Origin of the sequence: Alkanindiges hydrocarboniclasticus (assembly GCF_001982605.1) — a bacterium.
Lineage (GTDB): Bacteria > Pseudomonadota > Gammaproteobacteria > Pseudomonadales > Moraxellaceae > Alkanindiges > Alkanindiges hydrocarboniclasticus.
The window spans coordinates 96985-118095 of sequence record NZ_MLCN01000013.1 but is presented as its reverse complement, the minus strand read 5'-3'; the positions used below and the strand labels follow the sequence as shown (position 1 = coordinate 118095).

The 21111-nt window shown below is 49.4% G+C and carries 17 protein-coding genes; 7 read left to right on the top strand and 10 right to left on the bottom strand.

Annotated elements, in window-relative coordinates; all coding sequences use genetic code 11:
* Positions 1 to 58 precede the first annotated feature (58 nt).
* The 3 genes from BKE30_RS05840 to BKE30_RS05830 all read right to left on the bottom strand — a co-directional run bounded on the left by BKE30_RS05840 (position 59) and on the right by BKE30_RS05830 (position 3195).
* Positions 59 to 622: an L-threonylcarbamoyladenylate synthase gene (locus BKE30_RS05840; RefSeq protein WP_076877662.1), complete on the bottom strand. Its 564-nt coding sequence runs from the start codon at positions 620 to 622 to the stop codon at positions 59 to 61.
* A 129-nt stretch (positions 623 to 751) separates the two neighbouring features.
* Positions 752 to 1990 (bottom strand): DNA-processing protein DprA, encoded by a 1239-nt coding sequence (dprA, locus tag BKE30_RS05835; RefSeq protein WP_076877661.1) that lies wholly within the window; start codon positions 1988 to 1990, stop codon positions 752 to 754.
* A gap of 14 nt (positions 1991 to 2004) precedes the next feature.
* Positions 2005 to 3195: a LysM peptidoglycan-binding domain-containing protein gene (locus BKE30_RS05830; RefSeq protein ID WP_083698451.1), complete on the bottom strand. Its 1191-nt coding sequence runs from the start codon at positions 3193 to 3195 to the stop codon at positions 2005 to 2007.
* Positions 3196 to 3386: 191 nt separating this feature from the next.
* On the opposite strand from BKE30_RS05830, the gene def reads away from it, so the two are divergent.
* Entirely contained in the window at positions 3387 to 3917 is a 531-nt protein-coding gene (gene def, locus BKE30_RS05825) for a peptide deformylase (RefSeq protein WP_076877660.1), read from the top strand.
* A gap of 267 nt (positions 3918 to 4184) precedes the next feature.
* Positions 4185 to 5618, top strand: a complete 1434-nt coding sequence (locus tag BKE30_RS05820; protein WP_076877659.1) for an aminotransferase-like domain-containing protein — start codon at positions 4185 to 4187, stop codon at positions 5616 to 5618.
* Between the two features lie 76 nt (positions 5619 to 5694).
* Here the strand turns inward: BKE30_RS05820 and BKE30_RS05815 are convergent, their stop codons facing one another.
* From BKE30_RS05815 to BKE30_RS05800, 5 genes are all read right to left on the bottom strand, one after another.
* The gene (locus BKE30_RS05815; protein ID WP_076877703.1) at positions 5695 to 6435 is read right to left on the bottom strand and encodes a phosphoribosyltransferase; all 741 of its coding nucleotides are present in this window, start codon (positions 6433 to 6435) and stop codon (positions 5695 to 5697) included.
* 153 nt (positions 6436 to 6588) lie between these two features.
* Positions 6589 to 7764, bottom strand: a complete 1176-nt coding sequence (locus BKE30_RS05810) for a hydroxymethylglutaryl-CoA reductase (protein WP_076877658.1) — start codon at positions 7762 to 7764, stop codon at positions 6589 to 6591.
* A gap of 173 nt (positions 7765 to 7937) precedes the next feature.
* Positions 7938 to 8096, bottom strand: coding sequence for a DUF2474 domain-containing protein (locus BKE30_RS16585; RefSeq protein ID WP_143253661.1), 159 nt, complete (start codon positions 8094 to 8096; stop codon positions 7938 to 7940).
* A 23-nt stretch (positions 8097 to 8119) separates the two neighbouring features.
* Entirely contained in the window at positions 8120 to 9124 is a 1005-nt protein-coding gene (cydB, locus tag BKE30_RS05805) for a cytochrome d ubiquinol oxidase subunit II (protein ID WP_076877657.1), read from the bottom strand.
* 2 nt (positions 9125 to 9126) lie between these two features.
* Positions 9127 to 10620, bottom strand: a complete 1494-nt coding sequence (locus BKE30_RS05800) for a cytochrome ubiquinol oxidase subunit I (protein WP_076877656.1) — start codon at positions 10618 to 10620, stop codon at positions 9127 to 9129.
* 332 nt (positions 10621 to 10952) lie between these two features.
* Here BKE30_RS05800 and BKE30_RS05795 point away from each other — a divergent pair, with 332 nt between their 5' ends.
* The 4 genes from BKE30_RS05795 (at position 10953) to BKE30_RS05780 (ending at position 17283) form a co-directional block, all read left to right on the top strand.
* Positions 10953 to 11519: a hypothetical protein gene (locus BKE30_RS05795; protein WP_143253660.1), complete on the top strand. Its 567-nt coding sequence runs from the start codon at positions 10953 to 10955 to the stop codon at positions 11517 to 11519.
* Between the two features lie 114 nt (positions 11520 to 11633).
* On the top strand, positions 11634 to 13934 hold the full coding sequence (locus BKE30_RS05790; RefSeq protein ID WP_227518350.1) for a TonB-dependent receptor domain-containing protein: 2301 nt from the start codon (positions 11634 to 11636) through the stop codon (positions 13932 to 13934).
* A gap of 362 nt (positions 13935 to 14296) precedes the next feature.
* Positions 14297 to 15466: a type III PLP-dependent enzyme gene (locus tag BKE30_RS05785; protein WP_264754289.1), complete on the top strand. Its 1170-nt coding sequence runs from the start codon at positions 14297 to 14299 to the stop codon at positions 15464 to 15466.
* 158 nt (positions 15467 to 15624) lie between these two features.
* Complete coding sequence (locus BKE30_RS05780; RefSeq protein ID WP_076877652.1) at positions 15625 to 17283, top strand: GMC family oxidoreductase; 1659 nt, start codon at positions 15625 to 15627, stop codon at positions 17281 to 17283.
* A 109-nt stretch (positions 17284 to 17392) separates the two neighbouring features.
* Here the strand turns inward: BKE30_RS05780 and BKE30_RS15835 are convergent, their stop codons facing one another.
* A complete protein-coding gene (locus BKE30_RS15835; protein WP_143253659.1) occupies positions 17393 to 17731 on the bottom strand; it encodes a hypothetical protein in 339 nt (112 codons plus the stop codon).
* Positions 17732 to 18004: 273 nt separating this feature from the next.
* On the opposite strand from BKE30_RS15835, the gene BKE30_RS05775 reads away from it, so the two are divergent.
* Complete coding sequence (locus BKE30_RS05775; protein WP_076877651.1) at positions 18005 to 20389, top strand: YgiQ family radical SAM protein; 2385 nt, start codon at positions 18005 to 18007, stop codon at positions 20387 to 20389.
* Positions 20390 to 20467: 78 nt separating this feature from the next.
* Here BKE30_RS05775 and BKE30_RS05770 read toward each other — a convergent pair whose 3' ends face one another.
* Positions 20468 to 21073 carry a glutathione S-transferase family protein gene (locus tag BKE30_RS05770; RefSeq protein ID WP_406564669.1) on the bottom strand — a complete coding sequence of 202 codons (606 nt, stop codon included), beginning with the start codon at positions 21071 to 21073 and terminating at the stop codon, positions 20468 to 20470.
* Between the last annotated feature and the right edge of the window lie 38 nt (positions 21074 to 21111).

Below are 21111 nucleotides of genomic sequence, written 5' to 3'. Positions count from 1 at the left end.
CATCCGTTCATTTGGCCAATTTTTCAGGCTGGATGAGCGGTTGTGTACAGAGTTTGATTTAGTCCCGCAGTACTTGCCCGCTCACAATATCCATGATTTTGCTGGGCGCGCTACTTTGTCCCAGCGGTCCATCTAGCACAGCCAGTTGCTCGCCAAAATAATGTCGAATCTCTACACTGCTTTTGGCGGGTTGCAACCCTGCCGGATTGGCACTGGTGGACACAATGGCCCCGCCAAAGCCAGTACATAACTGGCGTACCAGTGGATGGGTCGTTACCCGTATCGCCACCCGGTCATGCTGGCCGCTAATCCATGCGGGCACCGCTTTAGTTAACGGTACCAGCCATGTGGTTGCGCGTTGTTGTTCAGTAATATTCCATGATTGCTGCATCTGGGCAACTTGTTCAGTACTTAAACCTTGCAGAAAAGGTTCAATCTGCTCAAGGCTGGCCGCAATTAAAATAACGCCTTTTTCGATAGGGCGGTTTTTCAGGTTTAAAATCTGCTCAAAGGCTTGCTGATTATAAGGGTCACAGCCCAGCCCCCACACTGCTTCAGTAGGGTAGGCCAATACCTGCCCCTTGTGAAGTGTTTGAATGGCCTGTGGAAGATCAAGCAGCATGTGAAATACCTTGCTTATTTAAATACGAGTAGCTACAGGAGAGGGTATCCGGCGTGCAGAATTTTAACCTTTTAAGGGCACAAAGTTTTGTAGAACATTCTACTAAAATGTAAGACATCAAGCCAAAATTTATTGGCGGCAACGCTGGTACAAGCCACCTTGTTGCACTGCAAAGCCCAGCAGCTCCATTTCCATCAAGTGGCTGGTGAGCGTGGCCACATCAATGCCAGTAATATCGACCAGCGTATCCAGGCTCATGCCAACCCAGTCCAGTGCCTGATAAACGGGTTGTAAATGCGCTGGAATTTCTAGCGCGGCAGGCAGTGTAGAATCCACAGGCTGGGCACCAATAGCAGTAACCGGTTCAATGGCACTGTTTGGAAATAGTGTTTGAGAGTCATCCTGCATAGGATTGTTGCCTGTAGCAGCAATTTGTTCCTGACCCTGTTCCAGATAATGCCAGCGACGTGGCAAATCCAGTTCATCCACAATTTGCTGCGGATCATCCACCAGCAGTGCGCCATCACGAATAAGCTGGTGGCAGCCCCGGCTTTGTTCATTATAAATATGGCCGGGAATGGCAAATACCTGCCGGTTTTGTTCCAGTGCAGTTTGCGCGGTAATGAGAGAACCACTTTTCAGCGCGGCCTCAACCACCAGCACGCCCAGCGATAGCCCACTGACAATACGGTTGCGACGGGGAAAATGATACTCGCGCGCTGGGGTGTTGGGCATAAATTCTGATATCACAGCGCCGCCAGCAGCAATAATCTGCTGGTACAAAGCCTGATTGGCACTGGGATAGCACAAATTTGTACCAGTGCCCATTACGGCAATGGTCTGGCCGTTGCCTGCCTGTAAGGCCCCCTGATGAACGCTGGCATCAATACCATGGGCAAGGCCACTGGTCAGCACAAAACCCTGCTGTGCCAGCGCATGCGCAAACTGAGCCGCAATCTGGTGGCCAGTCTGGCTGGGCTTGCGGCTACCCACAATAGCAATTTGCGGCTGGCTTAAAGCATGCAGGTTGCCACGCACAAACAAAAAAGGTGGCGGATCGGCAATTTGTTTGAGTGGTCTGGGATAGTGAAGGTCATCCAGCGCCAGTACATGATCCTGCACATGGTTTAAGCTACGGATAGCCTGTTCAAACTGGGCCGCCAGTGCCGGATTTTGCTGCCATTCCTGTAGTTTTTTGGGGTGGGCATGATGCAGCCTTAAGGATTGCCACGTGGTGGTAGAGGCACGCAAGGCTTTATCGGCACTGCCAAAATGCACCATGAGCGCCGAAAAGGCGCTCACTGAATGCTGAACCACAAACCATAGGGCCAGCTCATCTACCAGTCGTTGCGACCAGTGGATTGCCATGATTTTGCCCTGTGCTAAAGCTGGTCGCTAATATCGCCCAATGGAGAACGGATTTCATCATCCGCCTTAATGGGCAGCTCGCTTTCCAGCACAATGGCATAGCTAACCCGGTTAAAGGCACGGAAAATCATGGCCAGACCTGTCCGCTCACTAGGCAACTGGATTTTTTCACCGGTTTTGGGATCAGTGGTAATTTCACCCTGTTTATATACGGCAAATACCTGACCCGGCGCAGCACCATCTACTGTACCCCGGTCAAACACAATAACGCTATTTTTGGCGGCGGAGCTAATGGAATCCAGAACGCGGATGACACGGCCACCACTGGCCACCTGATCCGGTTGAATCGGATAAAATATATTGGGCAATGGTGTGGTGTCTTCAAGCATCACGCGGTCGCCCTTGCGTACCTCACCATCAAAGCTGCGGGTGAGTTCAATGGTGGCAATATCACCATTAAGGGCAGTAATCGTACCGGAAGCCACCTGACTGAGTTCACGCCCCAGATTTTCAACCACTTTATTTTTGCGGGTGACGACATAATCGGTGCCTTCGCGATAGACGCCATATTGCTGGCCAATTACCAGACCCTGTCCGCGCACATACACGGACTGACCAACAGCAGCAACAACGCGGTTATCACGGTTACCCAGAATATATGGGGTTCCCTCAATCTCTTCTACGCTTACTACACGGCTGTGCTTGAGCCAGTGCTGAATGCTGGACAGGGAAATAATCGGAATGGCCAGATCCAGTGATTGCACGCGAATCTGTGGCTCCAGCTTGACCACCGGCAGGCCATTGTCGCTCATGCGGCGCTCAATACCGGCACAGCCATCACCTTCATCACGGCCTACCACGGTACGGCCATTGATCAGGCAGATCAGCAGGCGATCACCCGGATAAATCCAGTGCGGATTTTTAACGTGGCGGTTTACTGCCCAGATTTCCGGCCAGCGCCATGGCTTGCTTAAGTAACGGCCAGAAATATCCCACAGGGTATCGCCTTTTTTGACAATATACACGCTGGGTGCATCGACGCGCAGGCTGGGCGGTGTGCGATTGGGTGAATCGGCAAAAGCAAAATTCGGAATTGCAAAGGCAACGCCAACGGCTAAGGAAAGCGCCAGTAATCTACTTGTGATTTTGCCAGTAGTCTTACTAATTTTATGCTGGGTTGCAGCAGGTTGTTGTGATGTTTTCATGTGCTTGTTAGAGGCCATATTCATGAACAATACTGTTCTCATTATGATAATCCCTAATACTGAGCGATGTACTTTGCGCTATACTATAATACTGCAAGCATAGCCCAATTAAGCGCTCCCCCCGTGACTGGTTTACAATAAGCGTTTATTGAAGCGAAGTCCAGCCGCTTTAACCTGAGAATGAGTACTGCATGGCACTTTTACCAATTTTAAATTTTCCGGATCCGCGTTTACGCACCAAGGCCAAGCCGGTTGAAGTGGTTGACGATCAAATCCGCACACTGGCTGCCGACATGCTGGAAACCATGTATGCAGCGCCGGGTATTGGACTGGCTGCATCCCAGGTGGACCGGCATATCCAGTTGATTGTGATCGACCTGTCGGAAGAAAAAAACCAGCCATTGGTATTTATCAATCCCAAAATTACGCCACTGACCCAGGACACCCAGCCCTATGAAGAAGGCTGTCTGTCTGTGCCACAGGTGTTTGACAAGGTTGAACGTTCGGCGCAGGTAAAAATTGAGGCACTGGATCTGGATGGCAAGCCATTTGAACTGGAAGCTGATGGCCTGCTGGCAGTGTGCATTCAGCATGAAATGGATCATCTGGACGGCAAGCTGTTTGTGGATTACCTGTCGCCCTTAAAACGCCAGCGTATCCGCGAAAAAATTGCCAAGGCTGAGCGGATCCGCGAAAAGGAAAAAGTAAAGGTTCGCCGCTAAAACCCGCTTATAGAACACGATTTAAAAGTGCGCTGCTTTACCGTGTGGTAGGCAGCGTTTTTTAATTCCTGAACTGTGATTTCATCAATAGAATAAAACCACTTCTAACTTATTCTGAGTGTATCAAGACATAAAACAATAATTATTAAATCAATTGATTAAGCATTAGCTAAGACTGGGCGTACAGCCGTTAGCTGCAAAATGTTATAGTGCTTGCAGCTATAACAGGGGCTGGCTTATCCCTTCACCGCCATCAGAAGCAATGCTATGAAAAAGAAACGCTATGAAAAGCTGGCTGAAGACATTGCTGCACTCATCCATGGTGGCGTACTTCAGGCTGGTGAGCGCATACCTTCCATTCGCAGCGCCTGTGCCGCATGGACTGTCAGTCCGGCGACCGTATTTAAGGCTTATTACCTGCTGGAAAGCCGTGGCCTGATTCAGGCACGGGCAAAGTCTGGCTATTATGTACAGACTCAGCCTAAAGCCTCAGGTTTAGCCTCCAGTATAGCCACCACGCCATCCGAACAAGGGGCTGTGAAAACCCCCACCATTGTACAGGTCAGTGATCTGGTATTTTCCCTGCTGGAATCTGTGCGTGACCGCAGCATTGTGCCACTGGGTTCGGCATTTCCAGACCCGGCACTGTTTCCGGTACAGCGGCTGGCCAAGTCGGCCGCGCATGCCTTGCGCTTTGTACAGCCGGAAACGCTGGTCACGGACATGCCGTTAGGTGTGGTGGAGTTGCGGCGGCAAATTGCACAGCGTTATGCACTGGCTGATGTGCGGCTATCGCCCGATGAGGTAATGATCACCACTGGTGCCATGGAAGCGCTGAACCTGTGCTTGCAGGCGGTGACCAAACCCGGCGATTATGTGGCCATAGAATCCCCGGCGTTTTATGCCAGTTTGCAGGTGCTGGAACGCTTGCAGCTTAAAGCTGTAGAAATTCCGGTAGGGCCGCAGGGAATGGATATTGATTTGTTGCAACAAGCACTGGGGCAATATCCCCTTAAGGCGTGCTGGCTGATGAGCAGTTTTCAAAACCCCACTGGTGCCAGCCTGAGCGATGCCAGCAAGCAACAACTGGTGGAGCTGCTGACTCAACATCAAGTGCCGTTAATTGAAGATGACGTGTACCACGAACTGTACTTTGGCACGCAACCGCCTAAACCGGCTAAGGCATTTGACCACGATGGCTGGGTGATGCACTGTTCATCATTTTCCAAATGTCTGGCACCGGGTTACCGGGTGGGCTGGGTGAATGCCGGGCGCTTTAGTCAGCAGGTACAGCGCCTAAAACTGATGACTACCATTTCGCCATCTATTCCCGCGCAGGCTGCACTGGCCGATTACTTGCAGCATGGCGGCTATGATCGCCACTTGCGTAAGTTGCGCCAGCATTTGCAGCAGCAGTATCAGGCGATGGTTGCAGCGATTCAGCGTCATTTTCCGGACGATACGCAAATTTCTGAACCGGATGGCGGTTATTTTTTGTGGCTCACCTTAAACCCGGCCATCAATAGCTTAACTGTATTTCAGCAGGCACTGGTAGAGGGTATTAGCATTGCGCCGGGGCCAATGTTTTCGGCCAGCCAACAGTTTGGTCATTGTATACGCTTAAATTATGGTGCGCTAAAGGTCGAAGAAATTGAATTTTCGATTAAGAGGTTGGCGGGTTTAATTGATGGTGTGGGGTAACACTAAAAATCGCTCATAACAAACAATTTAAGGTAATCACAGGTTAATCTTCTTTATTCTTTTCTTCAAAATGCTTTTAGCTTGTTCTGCTGAGTTCTGCAAATCTTGCCGCAGTGAGATTATCTCGAACGGCGTCAACTCCGCTTCGATGGATTTGCTTTGCAATGTACCGGGCTTCTGACTCGGTAAGTCTTGAGAAATCATAACCAAACTGTTCATTCCACCAAGCCTCCAAATCCTTACCCGCCAGTTTGCGTAATTGCCCCAGCGTGGGTTTTGTTATCGTCAGTTTAGCGGAATGCGGCTTGCCCATCAAGACCGCTGCACCAACCACCTGTCCGCCGTTACTTTCGATATACCCTTTTAAATCTGCCAAAGTACCGCCTTGGGTTACAGCATCGTCAACCAGCAAGTATTTTTGTTCTTTGACCACCTCACCATTAAACCTGACACTTTTAACCAAACGTGTAATACCGTCTGCACCTGTTCTAAAGGCTCGCGTGCTTTGTACGATAGTCTGGTTTATTCGACTACCCAGATACCATTCCAGCATTGATGCAAAGGCAATAGGCAGTTTGTTTCGTCCGGTTGATTCCTCAGCATGTACTGGCACTAATTGTACGACGTCCGCTTTATCAATAATGTTCTTAATATCAATAAGGGTTTCTTTGGTCAGGTAGTCGTCTACTACTGAAATTGCAGCATGCAGATTACCCGCTTTTGCAGCAGCATACTCTGCATGTTCAGCAATGGTTCCTGTTTTATGGGAAATAACCACATCGGGAAAATTATTCCATTCTGTACGCTGTGGCTTCACGTCATTTATCAAGCAGGTGATTGTATCCAGCAATTCTACGGGCTTTTTAACATCATCATCCTCAATTTTAATCAGCTTTTATTTAATCGGTTGTTTTAAATTCTGTCGAGGATTACAAGCCCTATAAGCAGCTTTCTTCAGCTGGATTATCTTTTACTTCCGATTTCGGCCATATGCATCGTGGCTGGACACCCATTCATTGGACACAATGGCCGAGGCCAGAGATAGCTCACCACACAGCACTGTGGCGGCAATAATTTCAGCCAGCTTATAAGCCTTGCCTGCACCATAGCAATCCATGGCCTGTAAGCATTCGCGCTGGGTTGGCAGGCCAGTACCACCGCCATAAGTGGCGACAATCAGGGACGGAATGGTGACTGACATATAATAATCGCCATTGTCTTTAAGTTCGGTATAGACAAAACCGGCACTGGATTCCGCCACATTGGCAATATCCTGCCCGCAGGCCAGAAACACCGCCGCCACGCCGTTGGCAAAATGTGCACCATTACTGACTGAACCACACATGAATGCACCCAGATTGGACAGGCCACGCTGGTGCATCAAGTCTTCAGCTGTGCAATGCATAATTGGCTGAAACAGTTCGGCAGGAATGGTAATTTCCGCCACCACGCGTTTGCCGCGACTATGCAGGTTGTTTACGGCAGAATGTTTTTTATCGGTATCAAAATTAGCAGCCAGTGAAAAGTGCTCAAGGCCCGGTGGTTGCTGCGCCAGAATCCACTGGCAAGCCGCATGCGTGGCTTTGGATACCATATTTTGCCCGGCGGCATCACCGGTTGTCATGTTAAAACGTAACCAGCGCATTTTGCTGGCGGCATATTGTTCAATATCGCGCAACTTGCCGCTAAGGGTAGTGGTTTCGGCGGCGGCTTTAATTTGTTCAAAATGCTGGGTAACCCACTGGCCAAAATCACGGGCAGCACGGGCATCGTTAAACACAAACACCGGCGCGCGCTGCATGGCATCATCAATTACCGTGCTGGTAATGCCGCCAGCCGCGCGGGTCAGGCTCATACCACGGCTATAACTGGCCACCAGTGTGCCTTCAGTAGTCGCCATAGGCACATAAAATTCACCTTGCGCATGTTCGCCATGTAGCAGCAATGGCCCGGCAAAACCCATGGGCACCTGTACTATACCGCTAAAGCCTTCAATATTGCCGGGCAGGGCTTCTGGGGGAATAGAATATTGTCCAGTGTGATGCAGCGCATGACCGCTATTAGTTTCCACCACAGTCCGGCGTGCGGCAGCCATGTCACGGGTGTAATCATTGCTTTTATGTCGTGGCAGTTTGTCCAGCGCCATTTTTTGTCCTTAAATTTTGAGTAGTGGCAACGGTTATAAATGTTCTGAAAGTTTGTGACAAGCTGCTTTTTAAAGCCAAACCAGAAAGACGAAATCAGTAAAGCCACAGCAGCAATGCAATATTCATATCTGCTGTGACTTTCTATTCAGCGTTGTGGCCAGATATCTAATCGTTACTGATAGGCAAACTGGGCAAAAAAGCGGAATGCTCCTGCAATCGCGCCCATCACCACCACACCCAGCACCCATAGACCGATAAACCACAGTAATTGCCGTGCTTTACTGTGTGCTGGGGCAGGCGTGGAGCCAGATATTTGCTTGTTTGGATTCATAGTCTGCTCCTTAGCATATCGTTCTAGTGATAGCCTTCGCTGCCCACATGGATCTTGCCACGAAATACCCAATAGGACAGTGCGGTATAGGCCAGAATAACTGGAACCAGAATTGCGGTTCCTACCAGCGCAAAGGCCTGACTGCTGCGTGGAGCTGCCGCATCCCAAATGGTAATGCTGGGTGGAATAATCATCGGCCATAAACTAATGATAAATCCGCTAAAGGCAATGAAAAACATAAACAGGGCATAGATAAAGGGTCTGGCCTGTTGCTGCTTCTGGCAGGCGCGCCAGATGGCATACGTACTCCATAGCACCAGAATAGGCACCGGAAGAAAGTAAAAAAACTGCGGCATGCTAAACCAGCGTTCGGCAATGGTGGGGTTATTAAATGGCGTCCACAGGCTGACAATGCCAAAAATTACCAACAGCGCCAAAGCCAGCTTGGGCATCAGGCGGTACATGTCGTTTTGCAGTTCCTTGCTGGTTTTTAAAATCAGCCAGCCACAGCCCAGTGCCGCATAAGCCACCAGCACGCCAAGGCCGGTAAACAACGAAAATGGGGTCAGCCAGTCAAAGGCTCCACCGGCAAAGCGCTGGTCAACAATGGTAATGCCCTGAATATAGGCACCCAGAATAATCCCTTGCAGCAAGGCAGTAGCAATGGAACCCCCAATAAAAGCCATGTCCCACAAATGCTTGGTGCGATTGGCCTTAAAGCGGATTTCAAAGGCAACACCCCGAAAGATCAGTGCTACCACCATTAAAATAATGGGCAGGTACAGTGCAGACAGCACCGCTGAATAGACCAGTGGAAACGCTGCAAACAGCCCGGCGCCGCCCAGCACCATCCAGGTTTCATTGCCATCCCATACCGGGGCTACGGTGTTCATCATTACATCGCGTTCCGGCTGGTTGGGAAAAAATGGAAACAGGATGCCAATACCTAAGTCAAAGCCATCCATCACCACATACATCAGCACGCCAAAGGCAATAATGCCAGCCCAGATCAGTGATAAATCCAGCATGTTTAGCGCTCCTCATCCGATGGCAGTTTGCGGGGGTCAGTGTTGCTATTAGATGCAGGATCAGTTGAGGCATCTTGAGGTTCTGAGTTATCAACCGGTGCATCATCGGCTGCGGTAACCGGACGCATGGGCGTCTTGAAGTGACCGGGGCCACCGCTTTGCTGATCCAGTGCCAGAGGCTGCGGCCCTTGGTTGAGCAGCTTGAGCATGTAATAAATACCCACGCCAAACACCACGCAATACACCACCACAAAGATAATCAGGGTCAGGCCTACCTGTTCGGCACTCACCGGTGACAGCGCATCCTTAGTACGCAGCACGCCATAAACCACCCAGGGCTGGCGGCCAACTTCCGTGGTAACCCAGCCTGCCAGCAAACTGATAAAGCCGCTGCCACCCATCAAAAAGGCAAAGCGATGGAAATTCTTGCTGTCAAATAACTGGTTTTTATAGCGTAAATACAAACTCAGAACGCCCAGTAAAATCATCAGCAGGCCAAAGCCCACCATAATGCGAAAGCTCCAGAACACAATCAGGCTGTTGGGACGGTCTTCCGGGGCAAATTCCTTGAGGCCCTTAACTTCACCTTCTAGAGAATGCACCAGCAACAGGCTGCCCAGATAGGGAATACCCAGCTTGTAATGCGTGGTTTCTGCCTGCATGTCGGGAAAGCCGAACAGCAGCAGTTCCATGCTTTCATCCTTGTTGGTTTCCCAGTGACCTTCTATGGCTGCCAGTTTAGCTGGCTGGTACTTAAGGGTATTGAGGCCATGCTGGTCACCAATAAAAGCCTGCAACGGGGCCAGTATGGCAATCAGCCACAGCGCCATGGAAAAGGTCTTTTTGATCAGGGCATCATGGCGGCCCTTCAGCAAATGCCATGCCCCGGCTCCGGCCACCAGCAGGGCAGACACCAAAAAGGCAGCCACCAGCATATGCGCCAGCCGGTAGGGAAAAGACGGGTTAAACACAATGGCCCACCAGTCCACAGGGACAATCCGGCCATTTTCGATGGCAAAGCCTTGCGGGGTTTGCATCCAGCTATTACTGGACAAAATCCAGAAAGTGGAAATACAGGTGCCAATGGCAACCATTAGCGTGGCAAAAAAGTGCAGCTTTGGCCCTACCTTGTTCCAGCCAAACAGCATGATCCCCAGAAAGCCCGCTTCCAGAAAAAACGCGGTAATCACCTCGTAAGCCAGCAGTGGCCCGGTCACTCCACCGGCAATCCGTGAAAATTCGCTCCAGTTGGTGCCAAACTGGTAACTCATCACCACACCGGATACCACGCCCATGCCAAAGGCCACGGCAAAAATCTTGATCCAGAAAAAATACAGGTCGCGGTACACTGGATTTTTGGTTCTAAGCCACGACCCTTCCAGAACCGCCAGAAAACTGGCCAGACCAATGGTTATGGCCGGAAAAATAATGTGAAAGGACACAGTAAATGCAAACTGTATCCGGGCAAGTTCAAGTGCCGTCAGGCCTAAAGTCATGCTGCCTCCCAAACAATAAGGCGAAAATATAAAAGCTAGAAAAATAAATACGGATTGAAATAAAAACCGCAGCATTCTTATTTCAATCAGAATCTTTGTTTAAATAACCTTGCTAACTTGCTCCTATGATTTAACTGATTTGGTAAAATTAGGCTGTTAATTTTTGTGATTTTTGTAATATCATTTTTATAAATAGTCCTATTAATTTACAGGATCAGCTGAAATAAATAAAAGCAGCTCAGTTTTAAATAAGCTGAAATAAAATTGTTTAAAAATAGACAAATTTTTTTTTGGCGTTAAACTAGACGCACTTGATAAGACATGAGATGGTCGTGCAACGACAACGGGTCGGCTTGATACTGGGTTTAATGGCCTGGTGTATGCAGCTGGTGGTTTTTGTCCAGCCATTTTTACCGGGTCATAGCGCACCTGGTTTTGGCATTTGTCAAATTATTATTGATGCGCTTAGTCCCAGCCAGCAGGCGCTACAGGCGTCTCATCACTATTCGTCTCAGCAGCACAACCAGTCTCAGGGCCAGCAACGCCAGCCTGCGCAAGTCAGTGTCAGTCAACACCATCAGCACCTATTACATCACCATCAAGCTGATGTTCAACACCCTCAGACGCTAACAGCCAGCAGCCAGTTTATACACTCTGTGTCAACTGAGCCAGCAGCGCCAGCCCACATGGTAGATCATCATTTTAGCCATTTGTCCTGTGGCTTTTGTACCCTGTATGGCCATGCCATTCCACCCCCTGGTCCACAGCCGCTCTGGTCTGCAACTGCCTTAACGCTGTATGTCACTTTACCGCGTTTTTCTTATTCTGCTGTTTCTGTCTTAACCCCTCATTATATAAAACCACAAAGCCGTGCACCGCCTGTGCATTATATTGCCTGACTGTATTAACTAAAATTTTATTTAAATAAATGGTCTTTTATTGATTATATAAAGGCACAGGTTTTATTAACTAAAATTTTATTATCCAAGCTTATTTTTAGTTTTTCTGGATTAATGATGAAACATTTTGCCAAGTCCGGTTGTATTGCACCTATTCTAGCAGCACCCATTTTAAGACTATCGACCACGGCATTATCCGTGGCCTGTATTTTCTATGCGGGTTTCAATGGCAATATGGCCTATGCTGAACCTCTGTCAGCAGCATCGTTAGCTGCTGTTCAGGACCCGTCAGTATCCGGCGGGCTGGCCACTACTGCTGCCATTCCCGATTGCCACAGTGGCCAAGGCCTGCACACCGGACAACACTGTGAGCTTAGCCCTATTGTCGTCACGGCCAGCAACCCGCAAACCACGCAGGCTTACCTGATTCAGGCTGATCCCAAACAGCCGATTCAGCCAGTGCCTGCAACTGATGGCGCGGATTATCTCAAGCACATTGCCGGTTTTAATGCCATCCGTAATGGTGGCACCAATGGCGATGCGGTGTTTCGGGGCATGTTTGGTTCACGCCTGAAAATTTTAACCAATGGCAGTGAAATGCTGGGTGCCTGTCCCAATCGCATGGATGCGCCAACCTCTTATATTGCGCCACAAAATTTTGATGAAATTACCGTGGTTAAAGGCCCACAAACGGTACTGTTTGGTGCGGCATCAGCAGCCACTGTAAACTTTGCCCGTACGCCTGAGCGCCTTGAGCAGGACACCATTACGGGGCAGGCCAGTGTCATGGCGGCATCCAACCAGCGCTTTGACAATGATGTTGAAACCATTCTGGGTAACCAGCAGGGTTCCATTCGCCTCAATGCCAATACCTCAAGGTCAGACGATTACAAGGATGGCAACGGCAAAAAAGTGCCCGCCGAGTGGCGCAAATGGAATGCGGATATCACCGCCACCTATACCCCTGCCGATGACCGCTGGATTGAACTCAGCGCTGGCAAGGGCGATGGCGAAGCCCGCTATGCAGGTCGCAGCATGGATGGCAGCCAGTTTTTGCGTGAAAGTGTAGGCCTGCGTTTTGCACAAAAAAACCTGTCGCCGCTGCTGCAAAAACTGGAAGGGCAGGTTAACTACAACAATGCCGACCATATCATGGACAATTTTACCTTACGGACACCCAGCCCGATGGATATGGGCGGCGGTCATGGCCATGAGCATGGTGCCATGAGTGGCATGGACCATATGGATGACATGGACGATATGCCCAGCTCAAATGGCATGAGCATGGGCAGCATGGATTCAGCCATGGCCATGCAACTGGCGCGTAAAACCATCAGTGGCCGTCTGGCGGCTACCCTCAACTGGCTGGACTACACGCTGGTTACCGGTGTTGATGCCAGCCACAGTGAACACAAGGGCCGTATGGATGGACAATATAGTTATAAGCACATGCCGTGGAACAAGGATGCTGAGTTTGAACAAACTGGTGTGTTTGCCGAACTCAGCAAACCGTTAAGCGACACCCGCAAGATCATTGCTGGCCTGCGCATCGACCAGCATGAAGTGCAGTATCTAGCGCGTGATGCCGCCACCGAAGCCTACCCGACGCCGTATGGTAAGACCCGTAGCGAAACCTTGCCCAGTGGGTTTATCCGGCTGGAAAACAACTGGCCTGAGCTAAACCTGAATGGCTATGTGGGCGTGGGTCATGTGGAGCGCATGCCGGATTACTGGGAACTGTTTACCCCGGTACACAGCGGCAACAGCAGTGCTTTTTTGGGTGTTAAGCCGGAACAAACCACGCAGCTGGATCTGGGCTTAACTCACAATGCTGGGCCATGGTCGAGCTGGATTTCCGCCTATGCCGGCAAGATCAACAACTTTATTTTAATTGGCTATCATCACCATGAAGGGCATATGGGCAATAGCGCTGGTGCCAAAAATATTGACGCCACCATTGCCGGTGCAGAAGCCGGAACACGCTATCAGTTCACTGACAACCTGACTGGCGACCTGAACGTGGCGTATGGCTGGGGCCGTAACGATACCGACAGCCAGCCGTTGCCACAAATTGCCCCGCTGGATGCCCGCATTGGCCTGACTTACCAGCAGGATCAGTTTAGCGTGGGGACTTTATTGCGTCTGGTAGACCGGCAGGATCGCGTAGCACTGAATCAAGGCAACATTGTCGGCTATGATCTGGCCAAAAGTAGCGGCTTTGGGGTGTTTTCCATTAATGCAGCCTATCAGTTTAATCCCATGCTGAACCTGAGCATTGGTGTGGACAATGTACTGGATAAAGCCTACAGCGAGCACTTAAACCGCGCGGGTAATTCGGCATTTGGCTATGCCTCTGATGAAATCATCAATGAAATGGGGAGAAATTTTTGGGCAAAGTTAAGCATTAAGTATTAATTTTCATACTGTCACTGTATTGTCCTCCAATTAAATTAAACTCGGCAGATGCGGCTGGAAGCCATTGAAAAGGTGCAGGGAAGGCACCATTTCTTACCTGCAAAAACTGATCGGAAACTGCAATTGAAATTGCCTGAAAATTGCGGACTAAAGGTCTTGTAACGCTGCATAAATACAGGCAAAATCCGCGTTTTACAGGCTGTGTTCTGAAACACCTGAGGCAGCGTGTTAAGATAGTTAAATGATTCGTTAGTACTATGTTGTTTTACTTGAACCTTTTAAGTAAACCCGACATAGTAAAAACTCTTCGCGGCCTAACCATTGGCTACTTTTTGTTTTTCTAATCGCCGAGTTAAATGCCCATGCGCCTTGAAAACTACTGTTCACCCGAAGAATGGGAAAAAATTCAGGAATTCTCTAAAGACAAAGAGACCCCATTCCTGGTGGTGGACCTGGAAGTTATTCGCCAAAAATACCAAGAGCTAACGACCTGCTTTCCGATTGCTAAAGTATTTTATGCACTGAAAGCCAATCCGGGCGCTCCTGTGGTCAACCTGCTGCGTGAACTGGGTTCAAATTTTGATATTGCTTCCATTTTTGAACTAAATCGTGTGCTGGAATGTGGTGTAGAGCCAGACCGTATTTCTTATGGCAATACCATCAAGAAAGCCGCGCACATCAAGTATGCCTATGACAAGGGCGTGCGTTTGTTTGCCACTGATTCCAAGGCCGACCTGCAAAATATTGCGGAACAGGCACCCGGTTCCAAGATTTTTGTGCGCATTCTGGTAGAAGGTGGTGAAACGGCTGAGTGGCCACTGTCGCGCAAGTTTGGCTGTCACCCCGATATGGCGATTGACCTGCTGGTACAGGCCAAAAACCTGGGTTTAGTGCCTTATGGCATTTCATTCCATGTGGGCAGCCAGCAAAAAGACATCGCGGTATGGGATGCGGCCTTATCCAAAGTTAAATACATGTTTGACTGGATGAAGTTTGAAGAAGACGTGAGCCTCAAGATGATTAATATGGGTGGCGGTTTTCCAGCCAACTATATTTCCGAGGTCAACCCGATCCAGATTTATGCCGAAGAAATCCTGCGCTATTTGCATGATGACCATGGTGATGACCTGCCAGAAATTATTCTGGAGCCGGGCCGTTCGCTGGTGGGTGAATCCGGTGTGCTGGTGTCTGAAGTGGTGCTGATTTCCCGCAAGTCACGCACTGATTTGAATCGCTGGGTGTATCTGGACGTGGGCTTGTTCCAAGGGTTAATTGAAACTCTGGGCGAAGCCATCAAATATCCGATTTATACCCCAAAAATGGATGAAAGGGTTCAGGAAGGCACTGTGGTGCTGGCTGGCCCAACCTGCGATTCTGCCGATATCATGTATGAAAACTCGCATTACCAGCTGCCACTGAATCTGGCGGTAGGTGATCGCTTGTACTGGTTGACTACGGGTGCATATACCAACTCGTATTCATCGGTTGAATTTAACGGTTTCCCACCATTGACAACCTACTATCTGGAATAACTTCCAGACTCCTAAAAGCCGTGTCAGTTGACGCGGCTTTTTTTATGCCCATTTTTTACTCAAAATTTATTCAAAGTTTTATTCAATCATAAAAATTAAAGTATTTACTCTAAAAAAGTAGCATAATTAAAATTCTAATAATAAGCCAAGGAAGCAACATGACTGAGTCGGTCTATGATTTTGTCATTATCGGTGGTGGTTCGGCAGGCTGTGTGCTGGCTGGACGCCTGTCGGAAGATCCCAATGTGTCGGTATGCCTGCTGGAAGCCGGTGGCAATGGCAATAACTGGATGGTCAACACACCGGCTGCTGCGGTGCTCAGCATTCCCACCCGCCTAAATAACTGGGCCTTTGAAACCATTGCGCAACCCGGCTTAAATGGCCGCAAGGGTTATCAGCCCCGTGGCAAGGGACTGGGCGGCTGCTCGGCCATTAATGCCATGGTGTATGTGCGTGGCCACCGGGATGACTACGACCAATGGGCGGCACTGGGTAATACCGGCTGGTCGTATGAAGAAGTGTTGCCGTATTTTAAAAAATCCGAGCACAACGAACGCATTGATAATGAATACCACGGCCAGCATGGGCCACTCAATGTATGCGACCTGCAAACTGATAATCCCTTGCAGCAAACCTATTTGCAAGCTGCTCAACAAGCAGGCTATCCCTTAAATGATGACTTTAATGGTGCCATACAGGAAGGCCTGGGCGTGTATCAGGTGACCCAGAAAAATGGCGAACGCTGTAGTGCTGCGCGGGCTTATTTGCTGCCGCATCTGGGCCAGCGCCCCAACCTGCACGTGATTACGCAGGCTTCCGCCACCCGCATTTTAATTGAAAACAACCGTGCCACCGGGGTTGAATACCGCCAGCAGAAAAAGCTGTATACGGTGCAGGCACGTTGTGAGGTATTGCTGTCTGCCGGGGCATTCCAGTCACCACAAATCCTGATGCTGTCCGGTATTGGCGCGCGTGCCGAACTGGAGCAACATGGCATCAAGGTGGTGAAAGATTTACCGGGCGTGGGCAAAAACCTGCATGACCATCCGGACTTTATTTTTGGCTATAAGGTCAAGCTGATTGGTGGAACATTTGGCCTGTCTCCGGCGGGTACTTTTGACCTGATGAAGCAGTTGCGCTTGTATCGCAGTAATCGTCGAGGCCTGATTTCTACCAATTTTGCCGAATGTGGCGGATTTTTAAAAACCCGGCCCGAGCTGGACAAACCCAACCTGCAACTGCACTTTGTGGTGGCACTGGTGGATAACCATGCCCGTACCATGCATGGCGGCCATGGTATTTCCTGTCATGTCTGTTTGCTCAATCCACGCAGCCGTGGTTCGGTGCAAATTAGTGGCCCAACAATTGATAACCCGATTCTGATTGACTTCAAGTTTCTGGAAGATGAACAGGACGTGCAGGATATGGTGGATGGCTTTAAGGTCACCAAAAAACTGATGGATGCCCCGGCTTTTGCACCGATTATCAAGCAGGATATTTTCTCAGGTCATATCAAAACCGATGATGATATCCGTGAGCTGTTACGCCAGCGGGTTGACACGGTGTATCACCCGGTAGGCAGTTGCAAGATGGGTATTGATGGCATGGCGGTGGTTGACCCCGAACTCAAAGTCTACGGCATTGATGGCCTGCGTGTGGTAGATGCCTCGGTGATGCCTAACGTGGTGAATGGCAATACCAATGCGCCCACCATCATGATTGCTGAAAAAGCCGTGGACATGATCCGGGAAAGCCATCAGGCAAAATTTGCTGATGATGCGGATAAGGTGGCTATTGCTGAAGTGGTGTATGCCTGATGTTGTTGGTTTTAAAGCTTTAAATAGAACAAGCTGATGCCGTAGCGGTTAAGATTTGGGATCAGCTTGTTTTTATAGATGCCATTTCTTTATAGGTCTTGATGAGCGATTAACCAGTCAAAAACTGTATTTCTGCCCATGTCACTTGTGACAAAAGAAAACAATTGTTATTGTGGCGATTCCATATGAACCATAAATCGTTATCACTACCGCCTTGTGTCCAGCCTGTTGCTGTTCGTGCCACAACATGCTGGCATGTATCCCACGTTTTTGGATTTAACGTGAAGGAGAATTCAAACAGCTCAGGCATTTTCCAGTAACGAGAAGGGGATTTTTCTGATACTGGTAAAAATTCACTTAGTGCGCTGTATAATGCAGATAATAGGTTTGCTGCGTCAGCAGCATCGGCGCATTCTGCAAATAAACGAAGTGAGAGATGAGCTGACATTTAATATTAAATCCTTGATCTTATATGATAAAAGAGACCATGTTGTACGATCGGCCATAAAATGTGTGTTATCACTATCAGTGATTCAAACTGAGCGCTTCTCACGCTGGTTTAATAGAATAAAAATTGTACAACGCTCAACCATAAATGCAATTCATGCTAAAATGAGCAGTTCTCATGTTTGCTTTATTTTTTCCGCTCTGGAAATGCCAGCCTGTTTAGCAAACCCGTTTTATTCCGCAAGTGCAATTTGCCGTTCAAAGAGTCGCCAGCATGTCTACCGCTTATAAAGATATTGATACCCCAACCCGGTTGTTTGATTACAACAAGCATTGGGCATCATGTTTTGAGCCTGCGCCGTTTTTGCCGATGTCACGTGCAGAAATGGATGCACTGGGCTGGGACGCCTGCGACTTTATTATGATTTGTGGTGATGCCTATGTGGATCATCCGTCGTTTTGTTCGGGTATTATTGGCCGCACGCTGGAAGCGCAAGGTTTTCGGGTTGGTATTATTGCCCAGCCGGACTGGACATCGGCTGAGGCCTTTAAGGAACTGGGCAAGCCGGTGTATGCCTATGGTGTCACGGCAGGCAACATGGATTCCATGATTAACCGCTATACCGCCGACCGCAAGATTCGCTCGGATGATGCCTACTCTCCGGGCAATGTGCCCAACAAGCGCCCGGACCGTGCAGCTATTGTGTACTCACAGCGCTGCCGTGAAGCCTATCCGGATGTGCCGGTTTTGCTGGGTGGAATTGAGGGCAGCCTGCGCCGTATTGCGCATTATGATTACTGGTCGGACAAGGTGCGCCGTTCCATTTTAATGGATGCCAAGGCGGATTTACTGATGTATGGCAATGGCGAGCGCTCTATTGTAGAAGTCCTGCATCGTCTGGCCAAAGGCGAAAATATCAAGGACATTACCGATGTTCGCGGTACGGCATTTATTTTAAATAAAAACGGCAAGCAGGCCAAAAAAGACTTTATTGAAATTGCCAGTAATGATGTCGACAGTATTGGCCGGGTTGATCCAATTATTAATCCCTATGTCATGACTGAAGATCTGGAAGGCTGTGACATTGAGCAAAAAAAAGATTCGGTAACACAATATCAGGGTTTTACCAAAGAGCCGGTGGCTAATCCCATTATCCGCGAAGGCACCCAACTTGATGCTGATACGCAAATCGTGCAACTTAAAGCAGCGCCCAGCAAAGCCATTAAACACAAACTACCGCCGCGTGAGCTGTCGGTGATTCGCCTGCCGGATTTTGAGCAGGTGGCCAATGATCCCGTGCTATATGCACATGCCAACCGCATTTTGCATCTGGAAACCAACCCCGGCAATGCGCGGGCACTGGTGCAACGGCATGGTGAGCGTGATGTGTGGATTAATCCCCCACCGATCCCGCTAACCACCGAAGAAATGGATTATGTGTTTGACCTGCCGTATGCCCGTTTACCGCATCCGGCTTATGGTGATGCCAGAATTCCTGCCTTTGACATGATCAAGTTTTCAGTCAACATCATGCGCGGCTGTTTTGGCGGTTGTACCTTTTGCTCCATTACCGAGCATGAAGGCCGTATTATCCAGAACCGTTCGGAAGAATCCATCTTGCGTGAAGTGGAAAAAATCCGTGACACGGCACCGCAGTTTACCGGGGTGATTTCCGATCTGGGTGGGCCAACGGCCAACATGTACCGGCTGGCCTGTAAAGACCCGCAAATTGAAAAGAACTGCCGTAAGCCATCCTGTGTGTATCCGGGCGTGTGTGACAACCTGCACACTGACCATGCACCGCTTACCCAGCTTTACCGTAAGGCCCGTGCCATTAAAGGCATCAAGAAAATCCTGATTGGTTCGGGCTTGCGTTATGACCTGGCGGTATTAAACCCGGAATATGTGCGTGAACTGGTAACCCATCATGTGGGGGGTTACCTCAAGATTGCGCCGGAGCATACCGAAGAAAATGCCCTGTCCAAAATGATGAAACCGGGCATTGGCACCTATGACCGCTTTAAGCAAATGTTTGACCGCTTTAGCAAGGAAGCCGGCAAGGAACAATACCTGATTCCGTATTTTATTGCCGCGCATCCGGGTACGACTGATTACGACATGATGAATTTGGCCATCTGGCTGAAGAAAAATGGCTTCCGCGCCGATCAGGTGCAGACCTTTTATCCAAGCCCCATGGCAACGGCCACCACCATGTATCACACCTTAAAGAATCCGCTACGTAAGGTATCGCGCCATTCTGAGACGGTGGATATTGTCAAAGGTGAGAAACGCCGCCGCTTGCACAAGGCATTCCTGCGTTACCATGATCCCAACAACTGGCCGCTATTGCGCGAAGCCCTAAAAAGCATGGGCCGCAGCGACCTGATTGGCAACAGCAAGCAGCATCTCATTCCGACCTACCAGCCGCAAGGTACGGAAGGTGAGTACAATTCAGCACGCAAGAAAAATTCCAGCGTGGCAGGTGATTCGCAAAAACGCACGGGTTCACAACCGCGCAGTAGTGCGTCTAGCGCGTCCAAGCGTCCCCAAAAGGGCCAGATTCTAACCCAGCATACCGGCTTGCCACCGCGCGAGCAAAAAGACAGAGAGCAGGATAATAAAAATCGTCCGGCCAGAAGTAAGCAACGGGCGCGTTAAATTCTAATGCAATCGTAAAAAAGGACTCAACGGAGTCCTTTTTTATATCTGACACATGGTTTTTTTTAATTACTAATTTTAAGAAAACGTTGCTGCTATGGTTTGCAGGCTGGGACGCAGGCGCAGGTTTTCCACATAACGCAGGATCTCAGGATGCGGCTGTAAGGTGCCCATTTTAAGCTCCCATAAAATGCCAGCGCCAACATACACATCAGCAGCAGTAAATTGCGCCCCGCATAAATAAGGCTGTGCCTCGGTCAGGCCCTTAATCACGGCCTGATACAAGGTATTGTAGTTGCCATAGCCCACAAACATTTCCTGTTCCGGTGCAATAGCTACTTTTAAAAGACGGTCAACATTGGCCGCTTCCCACGGCCCAGCCGCCAGAAACAGCCAGCGGTAATACAGGCCGCGCTTGGGATCATCCAGTGCAGGTGCCAGCCCTTTATCGCTATATTTGTCCGCCAGATAGGCACAAATCGCGGCAGTTTCATAAATCACTAGGTCGCCATCTACCAGCGCTGGCACTTTACCAAATGGATTAATGGCCAGATATTCCGGTGCTTTCATGCTGGTGCCGTAATCCAGCGTTACCCGGGTGCAGTCAATCTCCAGCTCTGCCAGCAACCATTCAACCACCACACTGCGCGACTCCGGGTTGGTGTAAAACGTCATTTGATTCATGTTGTTCTCCTTGGCTGTTCAACATCAAGCGACTGTAA